Source organism: Shewanella sairae, from assembly GCF_023283535.1.
GTDB lineage: Bacteria > Pseudomonadota > Gammaproteobacteria > Enterobacterales > Shewanellaceae > Shewanella > Shewanella sairae.
This window is the reverse complement of record NZ_JAKILT010000015.1, coordinates 37,906-53,574: the sequence shown is the minus strand read 5'-3', so window position 1 is coordinate 53,574 and position 15,669 is coordinate 37,906. Positions and strand designations below refer to the sequence as shown.

The window sequence follows — 15,669 nt, the reverse complement described above, 5'->3', positions numbered from 1 at the left end:
CGACTGGCAGCGGTTTTAGGGGGCCTGCAGATGCTGGCGGTCGTGCAGCTTACAGGATCTGCTTAAAAAGCGCTAATTATTAAACAATCAGTTGCTAAATAATCGGTTTGTGCGGCGCTATTATCGGCTTTCTATTGAGTATGGCAGTTAATTGGGGGGGAGATAGGTTTTCGCTCCTGAATCCACATTGAATTGATAATCGTTACCGAGATAAATTGACTAATTTGGTAAAAAATTATCGATTGTGTGATTTTTAGTCGATTAAAAGATGTTGTATCGGCGCTGCATGTGTTAATCTCGCGCCCCTGAAAGTTCATCTACCGATTTTCACCAGCAAAACTTAGGTATTTACGATACCTATTTCGGCGACTTGTCATGCAGCGACCTATCATTAGTTATCATCAGGATGATGAAGATCATTGGGTTGCCAATTTGTCTTGCGGTCATACGCAACATGTTCGTCATCGCCCTCCATGGGAGCGGCGAGATTGGGTGACCAGCCAGCAAGGTAGAGATGCCATGCTTGGTTATTATCTCAATTGTAAGCTGTGTGGAGCTGGATCGGCAGTGGAATAAATTGCGTAGTGATTTAGCTAATCATTACAGGGCAATTTAGAAACAGAATTATGAACGTGAGAGTGATGCTTAGGGTGTTGGTCTTGCGTATTGATTGAACCACCAAATTGTTGGTAGATGCCTTTACTATTATATAGGCGCTGTAAACAGGCTGGCTGTTTGGTTCAAGTATTAGCATTATTGTTAGGATAAAAAGTAACATGACACAAACTAAGAAGTATGATTTTCGCGTAGTTGCCGATGGCGCAACTTGGACTGGCCAAATCACTCGTCGTCAAACAGCAAGAAAGATTGTTGTTTCTAAATCTAAGAAAGGTTTTGCGACTGAAGCAGAAGCACAAGCTTGGGGCGAGACTGAGCTTAAATCATTCTTAGAAAACTTAATCAAGCGTAACGAGCGCAAAGCTAAGGCACGTGAAGAGCGTAACGAAGCGGCTGACGCTAAAGAACTTGCTGCTGATGCGTGGCGTAATGCACGTCCAAGCAAATCAGATTATGATGAAGATAACCTAGATTATGAGTCAGACTCAGAAGGTTAATCTTGCTTAGCAAGCAAATTTGTTTAAGCGATAGCTAAATAAATTGATAAACCGCAGTAAGCCTAGCTTATTGCGGTTTTTTTATATCTACGATTTACTATGCTGTTTGTTTAGTAGGCTGTGATTTATTGATCTAGCTCAATTTTTGTGAGTCCGATAACATTTACAGCATTGATGTTTTATTCTGCGATTAATGCCTGCGATACTGAGGTAATATTGATTTGTATTCGCGTTTTATTCGCCTTACGTAAGCTAAAGAGATTGAACTTACGTCAGTCGATAAAGTCTTTAAAATATGTTTTTTGCCTAAGTTAGATGCGCTGCATCCAACTCCCCTCTTGTTGTCGTTAGTCTGGAATAACATGGATAAAACAGTAGAAAAAAAACTTACTAAATGGCTAAAGCTGCAAAAGAAAGCCTGTGGCTTTTATTTAAATCTGTCGGTTTTTTTCGGTGTATTAACCGGGCTAAGTCTGATGTGTCAGGCATGGCTTATCGCCACTGTACTGCAAGGCATTATTATCGATGAGCTACCTAAGAGTGATTTTATCGATCACTTTTGGGCGCTACTTGGATTAACTGTGGTCCGCGGCATACTCGCGTTTGCCCGAGAACGCGCTAGTTTTCATGCTGGAGCAAAACTCAGGGTTGAGATGCGCGCCGCAGTACTCGATAAGCTCGCGCTACTTGGACCTGCGTTTATTAAAGGTAAACCCGCTGGGAGCTGGGCCAGTATTGTGCTTGAGCAAGTTGAAGATCTACAAGATTTCTACGCACGTTACTTACCACAAGTTGTGTTAGCCGGTTTTATTCCACTGATTATCTTAGTTGCTGTTTTTCCGATTAACTGGGCCGCAGGTCTAATTTTATTCGCTACCGCACCGCTTATCCCGATGTTTATGATTCTGGTGGGCATGGGCGCTGCTGATGCTAACCGTAAAAACTTTAGTGCGTTAGCCCGTTTAAGTGGCCACTTTATGGATAGGTTGAAAGGCTTATCGACGCTAAAGCTGTTTAACCAAGGCGAGAAAGAAGCCAAGGTTATCCGCAAAGCATCAGAAGAGTTTCGTGAGCGCACCATGGCTGTCCTGCGCATGGCATTTTTAAGCTCAGCCGTGCTGGAGTTCTTTGCTGCGGTATCGATTGCGGTGATGGCGGTTTACTTCGGCTTTAGTTATTTACATCACCTCGACTTTGGCCATTACGGCACGCCAATCAGCCTGTTTACCGGTTTGTTTGTGTTGATCTTAGCGCCAGAGTTTTATCAGCCACTGCGCGATATGGGCACCCACTATCATGCTAAAGCACAAGCGATTGGTGCGGCAGAGGAGCTAATGGCATTGCTTGACCACCCGACAGAACAGTTTGGTGGTGATAAAAAATTGACTGGCGACATCGATATTACCGCGAAAGATTTATCGGTTTATAGCTTAGATGGCAGCTTATTGCTTGGACCGGTGAGCTTTAAAATTAGCGCCAATGAGCATGTGGCGATAGTTGGCCCAAGCGGTGCAGGCAAAACCAGTTTGTTAAATGCTTTATTGGGATTTTTACCTTACAAAGGTGAGTTAAGCATTGCCGGTACCGAGCTTAAAGAGCTGTCGCTAGCCGATTGGCGTAAACAACTGGCTTGGTTAGGCCAAGAGCCGCAGCTGTTTCATGGCACTTTACGTGACAATATTGCCATGGGGCGCAACTTGTCGGATAACGAGATTTTGTCTTTGCTTGAAAAAGCGCAGATTTTAGATTTTGTTGAGCAGCAACCCTTAGGGCTATCCCACGCCATCCAAGAGCAAACAGCGGGCTTGTCGGTAGGACAAGCGCAGCGAATTGCATTGGCAAGAGCACTTGCGCAGCAAGCTTCGTTATTTATTCTCGATGAACCGACCGCCAGTTTAGACAGCTTAAGCGAGCAAGCGGTACAAGCAACATTAACCGCCGCTATGCAAGGGCATAGCTGCATTATGGTGACCCATAGACTCGAAAATTTAAGCGCCATGGATAACATTTTAGTGATAGATAAAGGCGCGTTAGTGCAACAAGGTTGCTATCAGCAACTCATCGCACAAGAGGGCACATTTAAGCAGATGCTTGATGAAGCCAGTAGCGTTAGTGAGTTTGACCTAGAGCCTGTAGAGCAAGCAAATAACCAGCCAGAGGGAGACAAGTAATGCGAGCACTATTTCCCTATATAAAGCGCTTTAAAAGCCAAGCTTTTATGATGTTTATCGGTTTGTTTTTAAGTGTAACCACCTTGATGGCCGGTATCGGTTTGCTGTCGCTATCGGGTTGGTTTCTATCGGCAACAGCAGTGGCGGGTTTAACTGTGCTGTCGGCGCAAATGTTCAATTATTTTACGCCCGCTGGTGGGGTGCGCTTTTTATCAATAGTGCGCACCGCAAGTCGCTATGGTGAACGTCTAGCGACCCATGAAGCGACTTTCAGTTTGTTAACCGATCTGCGCTGCTGGGTGTGGAACAAGTTACTGCCATTAAGTGCTAAGAATCTGCAAGGCGTGCGTCAAGGTGATCTACTCAACCGTTTGGTTGCTGATATTGATACGTTAGATCATCTTTATTTGCGCTTAATCACCCCGTTAGCGGCATCTCTATTGATGATGTTAGCGCTGTACTTCTTTGTTGGTCACTTTGACCCTGAGCTTGCGCGTACATTGTGCAGTGTATTACTGGCGGTGTGGTTATTACTGCCAACGACGTTTTACTTTTTAGGGCGCAAGCCAGGTATTGCACAACTTGAGACTAAACGCGTATTGCGGGTGCAGTTACTTGAATATATTCAAGGGCAAGCTGAGCTGACTTTGTTTGGTGCACAACAAGCTTACCGTTCGCGTTTAGAGCAAGCGCAGCTTCAGATGCTGAATAGCCAAAATGCGATGAACCGTGTCACAGCGTTAAGCCAAGCCTGTTTAATCTTGTGCCACGCTTTTGCTGTGCTAATGATGTTGTATTTAGCGGCATCAGGCGTTGGCACTGCAGTGCCGCCGGGCCCAAGACTCGCCATGGTAGTATTTTTAACCATGGCAACAATTGAGATGATGATGCCGTTAGCGGGGGCGTTCCAGCATTTATCGGCATGTAGTTCTGCGGCTACAAGACTCAATGAGGTAGTCGAACAAACGCCGAGCGTGACTTTTGCTGCGGCGCAATGTGCAGATGTTAGCCAAGGTGCTATCCGTTTTACTGATATCGAGTTTGGTTACAATGAGCAGCAAACCGTGCTGAAAGGGCTAAACCTTGAGGTTAAAGCTGGTCAAAAAGTGGCGTTACTGGGGCAAACTGGTTGCGGTAAGTCGAGCTTGTTGTCGTTACTTACCCGGGAGTGGTTACCTAATAAGGGACAAGTCAGCATTGATGGTTGTGATGCTAGCCAATACTCAGAGTTACAGCTACGCCAGTCGATGTCGGTTGTGAGTCAACGTATTTACCTGTTTAGCGGCACACTGCGCGAGAACCTCGCCTTAGCGATTAACGGCGCGACCCGTAAAGATGATGATAAGTTGATTGCTGTACTACACAAAGTTGGCCTGGAGAGTTTGTTGCAAGGCGACAAGCCGCTCGATGCTTGGTTAGGCGAGGGGGGGCGTCAACTTTCGGGTGGTGAGCAGCGCCGTATAGGTGTTGCCAGAGCCTTACTGCGCGATGCACCTATCTTGTTATTAGATGAGCCAACAGAAGGCTTAGATAAGCGCACAGAGCGTGACATCTTGCGTTTATTATTTGAATTTGCAGCTGACAAAACCATGTTGATGATCAGCCACCGCCTTACCGCAATGAATCAAATGGACAGCATTCACTTAATGGATCAAGGTGCGATCCGCGCGAGCGGGACTCATACCGAGTTACTTGAGAGTGATGCTTACTATGCCAGCCTGTTTAAGCGTTTAAGCTAACGCGCTGTTGGCTAAGGGCTCTTGGTTAAGTGATATGGCGAGTAATACTTAATCAAATTAGCCTCGATTAGTCAGTACTGAATAGCAAAAAGCCCAGTCAAACTGGGCTTTTTGCTAACTTAAGCTTAGTGAGCACTAAATGGTAAAGCGAGACACTCGTTGGTTTAGATCATTCGAGGTGCTTAACATAGTTACCGCGTTATCGCTGACCTCTTGGGTCTGAGATGATAGCAAGTGTGACGACTCACTAATGCCTTGAGTATTGCGGCTAATGTCATCAGACACTGCACGTTGCTCTTCTGCTGCACTGGCAATCTGTGTCGCCATATCGGTGATCTCAGTAATAGAGTCAGTTATGCGTAATAAACTTTGTTGCGCTTGGTTGGCAAATTCAACACTGTTTAATGCTATATCAGTGCTTGATGCCATTGATGTCACTGCATGTTGGCTATTTTGCTGCAAGGTAGCGATCATGGTTCTGATCTGTTCAGTAGAGTCTTGAGTACGGTGGCTCAACACTCGAACTTCGTCAGCAACTACGGCAAAGCCACGGCCTTGCTCACCTGCTCGAGCAGCCTCAATAGCAGCGTTTAGAGCTAGCAAGTTGGTTTGCTCTGCAATGGCTTGAATAGTTGAAAGGATTTTATTGATCTCAGTAACGTTAGCTTCAAGGGCCGACACGACTTGTGAAGCATCACCCAATTGCTCTGATAACTGCCCAATAGATTGGCTATTTTTACCGATCACTTCATTACCATCAATACAAGCTTGCGCCGACACTTGAGCCGCATTCGCTGTCATTTCAGCATGATTAGCCACTTCACTGGCTGTCGCCGACATTTCATGAATTGCGGTGGCAATTTGATCGACATCTTGGTGTTGAGCATTAACTCCGTTGCTGGCTTGAGCGGCAATATCCGCAGAATCATGGATCTGTTTTATCAGTTGTTCAGTGTCATTAGAAATCGCTTTGATCATCTGCTGCAGACTGGCAATAAACTGGTTCATATGGCGTTCAAGCTGACCGATTTCATCGGCTCTATTAGCCGGGAATCGCTGCGTTAAATCACCATTGCCATTAGATAACGCCTCAATAGCATTGGTTAGCTGCTGCAGAGGTTTAAACATATGATTTACTATCAAAGTCGCGATAATTAATATCACGAACGCAAGCAAGGCTACCGCAATTAATGATTGTACTACTTGTTGCTGAATAGCTTGGTAAGCTAAGGTTTTGTCTTCAACTAAACCGAGCGTCCAGCTTGTGCCTTTTAGGGGCGTTAAGCGTACGAGTTTGTCGTTACCATCTTGCCACTCTAAGGTCGTCAATTTACCGCTATCGCGCAGAGATAAGATATTAGAAGGCGTGAGCTCTTTGGCTAAGCGATTAGCATGTTGCTGAGCGTAGTTATCATCACGAAATGCGAGAATCTTATTATTTTCATCAAGTAAGAAGGCAAATCCAGAATTATCAATATTAAGTTCACTGATCTGTTTAGTGATATAGGCAATGCTCAAGTCGGCTGCTAGTACACCACTTGGGTCGCTGTTAAAGCGCTTCGCTAAGGTAACAACCACATCACCTGAAAGATCCACGTAAGGCAAAGTAGTGATAATTTGATGGCTATTAAAGGCGTCTTGATACCAAGGGCGAGTACGACCATCAAAGTCGGCTGGAATGTTAACCGATTTATCACCAGAAATGACTAAGCCTGTATCTAAGCCCATGTACAAGTTAATAAAACCGCCTGACTGAATACCAAGCTCTAACTGTAGGGCATCGCTAATACCTTGGCTTATGCGAGCCTCACTGGCATTGATGATATTTTTCTTACTCTCTAGCCAACTAAAAATATTATTACTGACAGATTCTGCTTGTAGATTAAAACGATCGGAAATGGCTTGGTCAGTGTTGCTTTGCAGTTGAGTTGTTGAGATAAAAGCGAGGGTTGCGGTTATGGTTAATATAATAAGTAAAACGGCAATTTGGATTTTTTGCTTGATGGTAAGGTTCATTGTGTACTTTTTATTAAAAGAATTAACTAGTCATAGCGACTAAAAGCCCCAATAGCTAAAGGGGGCTTTTAGCTGTGTGGATTAAATTTTAAAGCGAGAGACGCGATCGCTCAGCTCTCCTGAGGTACGAAGCATCATTTGTGCGTTATCGCTAACTTCTTGGGTCTGGCAAGATAGTTCGTTGGAGGTATCATTAATAGCCTGAGTATTACGGCTAATATCTTCTGATACCGCGCGCTGCTCTTCTGCTGCACTGGCGATTTGGGTTGCCATATCACTGATTTCAGTGATCGAATGAGTGATGCGTTCTAAGCTGAGTTTAGCTTGGTTAGCAAACTCTACACTTGAATGGGCAATGTCTGTGCTCGATGCCATAGACGCTACGGCTTGCTGACTGTTTTGCTGTAAGGCTGCGATCATCGAGCGGATCTCTTCAGTAGAGTCCTGAGTGCGGTGACTTAACACACGAACTTCATCGGCAACTACGGCAAACCCGCGGCCCTGTTCGCCAGCTCTAGCGGCTTCAATGGCAGCGTTTAGTGCAAGTAGGTTAGTCTGCTCGGCAATGGCCTGAATGGTCGATAAGATCTGATTGATATCAGTCGCATTTTGTTCAAGCGCAGAAACCACTGAGGATGCGTCGCCAAGTTGTACAGATAACAGCTCTATTGAGTCACTGCTTTTGACGATAACATCATTACCTTCAATACAGGCTTGAGTAGATACCTGCGCTGCTGATGCGGTCATTTCTGCATGGTTAGCCACTTCGCTAGCGGTTGCAGACATTTCATGAATCGCAGTGGCAATCTGGTCGACATCTTGGTGTTGCCCGTTGACGCCTTCACTGGCTTTAGCTGCAATATCTGATGACTCATTAATTTGCTTGATCAGTTGCTCGGTATCTGCAGAGATGGCTTTAACCATTAACTGTAAGCTTTCAATAAACCGATTCATATGGGTTTCTAATAAGCCAATTTCATCTTGTTTCTTAGCGGCAAAGCGCTGAGTTAAGTCGCCGTCACCTTTTGACAGCGTTTCAATCGCATCGGTTAACTGCTGTAAAGGCTTAAACATATGGCTAACAACGAAAGAGCCTAAAATCAAAATAACCAGGGCTAAAACAACGACGGCAGCAAGCAGTTGTAATACTTGCTCTTCAATCGCTTCATAGGCAAGCGTTTTATCCTCAACAACCCCTAAGGTCCACTTAGTTCCTTGTAAGTTGGTTAGTCTTAATAGCTTTTCTTTACCGTCTTGCCATTCAATTGTTGCTATCTTGCCTTTAGTCAACAAAGAGTCGATATAAGCTGGAGTTAGCGCTTTGGCTAAACGAGTAGCATCTTTTTGGGCGTAATCGCTATCGCGAAACGCTAGAATTTTATTGTTTTCATCTAATAAAAAAGCAAAACCTTGATTGTCGATTTCTAGGTTTTTAATCTGTTCAGTAATGTAATTAATACTAAGGTCGGCTGCTAGCACGCCATTCATTACACCATTAAAGCGTTGGGCTAAGGTTACTACCGCTGCACCAGTAATATCAATGTAAGGCGGTGTGGCGATCATTTCACTGCTGTTATACGCCAACTTATACCAAGGGCGAGTGCGTGGATCGTAATCTTCCGGCCACGGCTGAGTTTTATCACCAGAGATAATATCACCAGTATCAAAGCCGGCGTAAACATCAATAAAACCGCCACCATTTAGCGTCAGTAATAATTCTCTGTCGCTATCTAAGCCGCGTTTAATACGAGTTTCATTAGCCATAATGATGCGACGTTTATCTTCAAGCCAGCTAAAGATATTTTTGCTTACCGCTTCAGCATGTAAATGAAAACGCTCGGCAATTGCTACCTCAGTGTCTTGTGTTAGCTGACGAGTCGAGATACTGGCTAATGTAGTGCTGATCACAAGGATAATGATCAAAACGGCAAGTTGAATTTTATTCTTTATCGTAAGGTTCATTTTATTTTTCACTGATAAAAATTAGGACTTACTAGCCTGCGAAGCCAGTAAATAAAAGGCAGTTAAGCTAATAGAGCGTATAAAAACCGCTGCATTATAGAGCAAGTTTTTTACTTAGTACCTTAAAATTATATTAATTGGGAGAGTTGTCTCAAATAATATACAAATTAGAAAAATATAATATAAATACACCTGTGTAATCTACTGTTTTTTCATTTAGAAAGTCGTTGATGCCAGGTTTAAGTGGCTTAAAAAATAGAGCCGGTAGCGGGGCTATCGGCTCTATTATTACAGCGTCAACTCTAAGTGAGTGCCGAGTGACTATTCGTCACTATCACCTAGAGATAACAAGGTCGCGTTACCACCAATAGCGGTAATGTTATTGGTGTGGGTCTTCTCAGTAATAAAGCGTGTGAGATAGTGTGGACCACCGGCTTTAGGACCTGTACCTGATAGACCTTGGCCACCAAAAGGCTGAACACCAACCACAGCACCAATTTGGTTACGGTTGATATAAACGTTACCAGCACGGATCTTCGCAGCTAGCTTTAAGGCGTAAGCTTCGTTGCGGCTGTGAATACCTAAGGTTAAGCCAAAGTTGGTCGAGTTGATCTCTTCAATCACTCTGGCTAACTCTGAAGACTTATAACGGATCACGTGCAGAATTGGCCCGAAATGTTCTTTTTCTAACACTCTGATTGAGTCAATTTCCACTGCTGTTGGCGCAACATAATGGCCATTTTCAGTACCTGCAGGCAATTCGACTTGCTTGATCAAGCTGCCCACTTGCTTAATATGCTCAATATGGGCATTTAAGTTTGCAGCGGCTGCAGCGTCAATCACTGGACCAACATCGGTTTTGACAAAGTGCGGGTCGCCAATGGTTAGCTCATCCATAGCACCTTTCATCAAATCAAGTACGCGATCGGCAATATCTTCTTGTAAGAATAATACTCGCAGCGCCGAACAACGCTGGCCTGCACTGGTAAATGAGGATGACACGACATCATTCACCACTTGCTCTGGTTGTGAAGTAGAGTCCACCACCATTGCATTCTGACCACCGGTTTCTGCGATAATCGGAATGATTGGCCCTTCACGCATAGCAAGTGTGCGGTTAATCTGTTTTGCTGTGGCGGTAGAGCCGGTAAAGCATACGCCTGCAATACGTTCATCTGAGGTAATTGCTGCGCCAACTGTAGCACCAGTGCCCGGTAGGAACTGTAATGCTTCTTTCGGGATCCCTGCTTCATGGGCAAGCTGTGTAGCGCGGTAACCAACGATTGATGTTTGCTCTGCAGGTTTAGCGATAACAGTGTTACCTACTGCTAACGCGGCAGTCACTTGACCTAAGAAGATAGCTAGAGGGAAGTTCCATGGGCTAATGCAAATAAAGATACCACGGCCTTCAAGGAATAGCTGATTACGCTCTCCCGTTGGTCCAGGTAGCAGTGTTGGCTTTTCCATCATCTTCTTGGCATTGACCGCATAGTAGCGACAGAAATCGACAGCCTCACGAACTTCATCTATGCCGTCTTGAATACTTTTACCTGCTTCGCGGGTACAAAGTGCAATCAGCTCTTCGCGGTGTTCTTCAAGCAAATCTGCCAGTTTAAATAGTGCATTAGCACGTACTTCTACCGGGGTATTGCACCAAGCCGGAAAAGCGGCTTCGGCGCTAGCAAACGCCAACTCAACAGCTTGTTCATCAGCAAAAGTGATATTGCCAACAAAGCGTTGGGTATCAAATGGGCTAACAACTTCCTTGGTGTCACCGCTAAGTGTTACACCGTTAACCAAAGGACCCGCATTCCAAGTGACATCTTTATACTTGTCTAGCTTGGCAAAAAATGGTGTCGATTCAGAAAGGATATTCATATTGATCCCTTTAGAGTTTTTACGCTCTGGACCAAATATATCCTCTGGTAACACGATTTTAGTGTTCGCTAAGGTTTTGTAATCTTTCAGTGTTCTTAAAGGGTGAACCACTAACGATTCAATTGGAGTATTAAGATCGACTAACTTGTGGACAAATGAGGTGTTAGCACCGTTTTCAAGCAAACGTCTAACCAAGTAAGGCAGTAAGTCTTTATGAGCACCAACTGGGGCATAGATACGGACTTTTTTAACGCCGCTTTCAGCGAGTAGTGTGTCATAGAGCTCTTCACCCATGCCGTGCAGGCGCTGGAACTCATAATCTCGATCGCCTGCAATGTCAGTGATGCTGGCAATGGTTTGTGCATTGTGGCTGGCAAACTGCGGGTAGATAGCACCTTTTGTAGCGTCAGAGAGTAAGTATCGAGCACAGGCAAGATAAGACACGTCAGTACCCGCTTTGCGAGTATAAAGTGGATAACCCGCTTCACCATTTTCTTGTGACCACTTTAACTCGCTATCCCAGTACGCGCCTTTAACTAAGCGCAGTGGAATTTCATCACCTTGATCTTTTGATAGGCGAGTCAACCAACATAGTACCGGCAGTGCGCGCTTAGAGTAGGCCTGAACCACAATACCTAACAGACCCCAACCCTTGGCGGCATCTGAGTTGTATAGCTTTTGGAATAACTTTAATGACAGCTCAAGGCGATCCATCTCTTCAGCGTCAATGGATACACCGACATTTAGGCTACGGGCTTGCTTAATAAGTAAGATAAGTGTGTCGTAAAGTTCAGTTAAGGTTCTATCTTCATTGGCTACTTCATAGCGAGGGTGCAGGGCTGATAGCTTGATAGAGATAGTTGGGCGCGGCGCATTGCTGGTGTCGTAATCTTGGGCACCTAAAGAAGCGATAGCATTTGAGTAATCTTCAAAGTATTTCTGCGCATCTTTTTTAGTTAGCGCAGCTTCACCCAGCATGTCGTAACTGTGGGTGTAGCCCATTTTGCGTTTATCGACACTGTTTTTAAGCGCTTCTTTAACGGTGCGGCCAAGTACAAACTGCTTCCCCATGATCTTCATGGCAGCCAACATCGACTTTCTTACTACTGGCTCACCGACCTTGTTGACCAAGCGGTTAAGCAAACTACTTGGCTTGCCATCAATATCATGATCAAGCTTAACCACTTTACCGGTTAGCATGAGCCCCCAAGTCGATGCATTCACTAAAAGAGAGTTACTCTTTTTGATATGTTCATCCCACTTAGCGCCCGACAGCTTATCTTCAATTAGCGCATCGGCAGTATCTGAGTCGGGAATACGTAATAAAGCCTCTGCAAGGCACATTAAAATAATGCCTTCGTTGGTTTCTAAACTATATTGCTGCAGGAAAGCGTCAACACCGACCATTAGGCCTTTTTTATCGTATTGACGGACTTTATTCACTAGCTCGTGTGCACGGTTAGTCACACGGTTGAGCTCTTCATTACTTGAAGGAACCAACTTGATCAAGTCTGATAAATATTGCTCTTCATCGACAATATAGTTATCGCTGATCGCTTGGAACAGTTCGTTGAGATCGGCTGAGTCATAACGCCCAGTAAGTACTTCACTCGCTTTGAACATATTAATCACTTCCATCTAGGCCATATGGGCAAATTGCTTGAATAATTGTGTCGATAGACCTTGACTGTTTTTCTTTTGTATACAATCTAAGGCGTTCTCGCGGCGATTATACATACAAAGTGTGACGGAGGACACCTTTGTGAGATCCGATGTGATTAGTGTTTGATTTTTAGTGGGTTAAAAGTGCGCTAGCCCTTGTCTATAAAGGGATGTAGAAAAGTGTTTAAAAGTCATTTGTTTGAATTTTTGTTAAAGTTTGAGGTGTTTTTGGTTGCTGTATGGCTGGAGTGAGACTTTCTGCTGTGCCGATAACGGGCGTGTTTTGTTCCGTAAGCAGAATAAGCGGATGTTGAACTGCAGGGTTATACCTAGGTAATAAAAAAGCCCGTGTTTAAAAACACAGGCTTTAATTCTTCAGCTATTACACTAGCTGTAATTCTCGCGCGATTTTACCAGCGGTTTTTAGGCTTACGCTGTGGTTTTGGCAGATAAACTAGAATCATCCCTAGTAGCAAACCACCTGCGGCGATAAAGCCACCTTGCTTCCACATTTCAAAGCGTTCATTCTTTTGAATGTTAGCCAATGTTGCTTTAGCGTTGTCGCGCTCTGAGCTGGCGCTTTCTAGTGCTTTTTTAGCAGCAGACAGTTGCGCTTTAACTTGGCTTAACTCAGCGGCGTTGTTATCACTGCTGTTTAGTGCAGCTTCTAACTGTGCCTTGGTTTGCTCAAGTTCAGCTTGGATAGCGGGTAGTTGTACACGCAAGCCAGTTGATTTGCTCAGCATCTTAGTTTGAATCCAGCCTTCACGACCTTTATGGTCAATGATTTTGCTGTAGTCGCCTTGAGCTTCATCAAGATAAGTGACCGGTTGGCCCGCTTCAATGCTACCTAAAATTCGGAACTGAGTTCCAGGTCCACCGTGAAGGTAGATATAAACATCATCTGAGATGTAGCGCGTTTGGTTTGCGGCCAGTAAAGAAGGGGAAAGTAACATCATCCCCGCAATAATTAGAATTCTTAACACTAATCTATTCTCATCTTCGAAATTTAGCCCACATGCTAGGGATTTAAAGGGGTTAATGCAAGTAGCAAAAGAGCGATAAAACGCAAAAGGGAAGTTTGATACAAAAATTATCAAACTTCCCTCATCATTACGTCGTACCAGTGGTACTTGTTGTGCTCAGATTTAGTTAAAAATCCCTTTAATCATGAAGAAGAACATGATTGAAAGACCAGCACCAGCCGGAAGGGTCACAACCCAAGAAACAACGATGTTACGAACCACACCAATGTTAATAGCTGCAATACCACGAGCCATACCCACACCTAGTACTGCACCAACAAGTGTTTGTGTTGTTGAGATAGGTAGACCTGTACCTGACGCAATAACAACAGTCGATGCTGCTGCAAGCTCTGCAGCAAAACCACGGCTTGGTGTTAGGTGGGTAATGTTCTTACCAATAGTCTGCATTACGCGTTGACCAAAGATTGCTAGCCCCATAACAATACCGACAGCACCTAGTGGAAGGATCCACCAAACAAGTGGCGCAGTGCTATTGATTTGACCACCGCTTTCAACAACTGAAACAACAGCTGCTAATGGGCCAATCGCGTTAGCTACGTCGTTAGAACCGTGAGCAAATGCCATACAACATGCAGTCACAACCATTAAGATAGCAAATACTTTCTCAACGTTACCGAACTGTGTTTGACGGTCAGCGCTAGTGTCCATTTTAAGACGCTTAATCGCAAGCATACCGCCGAAACCAACTGTAATAGCAATCAATGATGCTAGGCCATACGCCTCAGCGGTGCTGAAGTGTAAACCAACATGCTTAAGACCTTTAGTGATTGTCACTAGTGACATCATAAAGCCCGCAAGCGCCATGTAGAAAGGCACGTAACGTTTAGCGTTTTCTAATGGGTTATCTGTGTTGAAAATCAGCTTTTGCACACTTTGGAATATCATAAAGGCGATAAAACCAGAGATAGCAGGAGTCACAACCCAAGAGCCTACGATACCGCCAACTTTACCCCATGCAACCGCATCACTACCTACACCTACAGCCGCGAAACCTACGATGGCACCAACAATAGAGTGAGTTGTAGATACAGGCCAGCCTAGTGCTGACGCAGCAATTAACCAGATACCAGCAGCAAGTAACGCAGAAATCATGCCGTAAACCAGTAATTCTGGAGAATCAATAAAGTAAGCAGAGTCAATAATGCCTTTACGGATCGTGCTGGTGACTTCACCACCCGCTAGATACGCACCTGCAAACTCAAAAATCATAGCGATAATAATCGCTTGTTTAATTGTAATAGCATTCGAACCTACTGAGGTTCCCATCGCATTAGCTACGTCGTTCGCGCCAATACCCCATGCCATTAAAAAACCAAATAGAGCCGCAATGCCAATAAGCCATGGGCCGTTGGTGACTAATACATCAACCATGTTGTTACCTTGATAATCTTTTGATTAGACGCGAGCTAACATTAGCTCTAAGCGAGAACCGACTCGTTCAGCAAGATCTGCCAAGTCACCAACCCACTCAATAATCTTGTAGAGGAACATTACATCTACAGGATTAAGTTCCGACTCGATAGCATAAAGCTGTCTACGGATCTTAATTTGTAAATCATCAGTATCTTCTTCGATAGAATCGAGTTCACCAATCATTTTAGCAACAAGATCCACTTCACGACCTCTAAAACCTGTTTCTAACAGATCGTCAAGTTCGTTAATTGCTTCTTTAGACAGAGACACTGCATCAATACAGCGCTGTAAATAAGCCATGAAAGGTTCTTGAATTACTTGAGGTAGCTCTAATTGTCGGCCAATGACGCGGCCTGAAATGTCTTTTGCTTTGTTAGCAATCTTATCTTGCTGGGTTAATAGCTCCAGTAAGTCAGTGCGCTCAACAGGCATAAACAAGCCGCCAGGTAGAGTTAAACGGATCTCACGCTTTAGTGAGTCAGCTTCTTGCTCTGTATGGCTGATTTGCTTACGCAATTGAACAGCTTTGTCCCAGTCACCTGCGACAGTTGATTCAAAAAATGGGACAAGTAATGACGCACAGTCGTATACTTTGTCGATATGCTCTTGAAGAGGCTTAATTGGCGATTTTGCAAACACGCCTAAAATAGAGTTTACTGGCATTGCC

At 44.4% G+C, this 15,669-nt stretch carries 10 protein-coding genes; 4 read left to right on the top strand and 6 right to left on the bottom strand.

Going from position 1 to position 15,669, the window contains the following annotated elements; genetic code table 11:
* The first annotated feature begins 375 nt into the window (after positions 1–375).
* The 4 genes from L2748_RS08545 to cydC all read left to right on the top strand — a co-directional run bounded on the left by L2748_RS08545 (position 376) and on the right by cydC (position 5,025).
* Entirely contained in the window at positions 376–576 is a 201-nt protein-coding gene (locus tag L2748_RS08545) for a DUF3565 domain-containing protein (RefSeq protein WP_220779969.1), read from the top strand.
* Positions 577–776: 200 nt separating this feature from the next.
* Positions 777–1,115 carry a DUF3622 domain-containing protein gene (locus L2748_RS08540; RefSeq protein ID WP_220779971.1) on the top strand — a complete coding sequence of 113 codons (339 nt, stop codon included), beginning with the start codon at positions 777–779 and terminating at the stop codon, positions 1,113–1,115.
* Between the two features lie 362 nt (positions 1,116–1,477).
* The gene (cydD, locus tag L2748_RS08535) at positions 1,478–3,286 is read left to right on the top strand and encodes a heme ABC transporter permease/ATP-binding protein CydD (RefSeq protein WP_220779973.1); all 1,809 of its coding nucleotides are present in this window, start codon (positions 1,478–1,480) and stop codon (positions 3,284–3,286) included.
* Entirely contained in the window at positions 3,286–5,025 is a 1,740-nt protein-coding gene (gene cydC / locus L2748_RS08530; RefSeq protein ID WP_220779975.1) for a heme ABC transporter ATP-binding protein/permease CydC, read from the top strand. The genes cydD and cydC overlap by 1 nt, the downstream gene beginning before the upstream one ends.
* Positions 5,026–5,160: 135 nt before the next feature.
* On the opposite strand, the gene L2748_RS08525 is transcribed toward cydC, so the two are convergent.
* The 6 genes from L2748_RS08525 to L2748_RS08500 form a co-directional block, all read right to left on the bottom strand.
* On the bottom strand, positions 5,161–7,041 hold the full coding sequence (locus L2748_RS08525; RefSeq protein ID WP_220779977.1) for a methyl-accepting chemotaxis protein: 1,881 nt from the start codon (positions 7,039–7,041) through the stop codon (positions 5,161–5,163).
* Between the two features lie 81 nt (positions 7,042–7,122).
* Positions 7,123–9,003 (bottom strand): methyl-accepting chemotaxis protein, encoded by a 1,881-nt coding sequence (locus tag L2748_RS08520; protein ID WP_220779979.1) that lies wholly within the window; start codon positions 9,001–9,003, stop codon positions 7,123–7,125.
* 321 nt (positions 9,004–9,324) lie between these two features.
* The gene (gene putA, locus L2748_RS08515; RefSeq protein WP_220779980.1) at positions 9,325–12,519 is read right to left on the bottom strand and encodes a bifunctional proline dehydrogenase/L-glutamate gamma-semialdehyde dehydrogenase PutA; all 3,195 of its coding nucleotides are present in this window, start codon (positions 12,517–12,519) and stop codon (positions 9,325–9,327) included.
* A 434-nt stretch (positions 12,520–12,953) separates the two neighbouring features.
* Entirely contained in the window at positions 12,954–13,529 is a 576-nt protein-coding gene (locus L2748_RS08510) for a TIGR04211 family SH3 domain-containing protein (protein WP_246616094.1), read from the bottom strand.
* A gap of 162 nt (positions 13,530–13,691) precedes the next feature.
* Positions 13,692–14,960: an inorganic phosphate transporter gene (locus L2748_RS08505; protein WP_220779982.1), complete on the bottom strand. Its 1,269-nt coding sequence runs from the start codon at positions 14,958–14,960 to the stop codon at positions 13,692–13,694.
* A 24-nt stretch (positions 14,961–14,984) separates the two neighbouring features.
* Complete coding sequence (locus L2748_RS08500) at positions 14,985–15,665, bottom strand: TIGR00153 family protein (RefSeq protein ID WP_220779984.1); 681 nt, start codon at positions 15,663–15,665, stop codon at positions 14,985–14,987.
* Between the last annotated feature and the right edge of the window lie 4 nt (positions 15,666–15,669).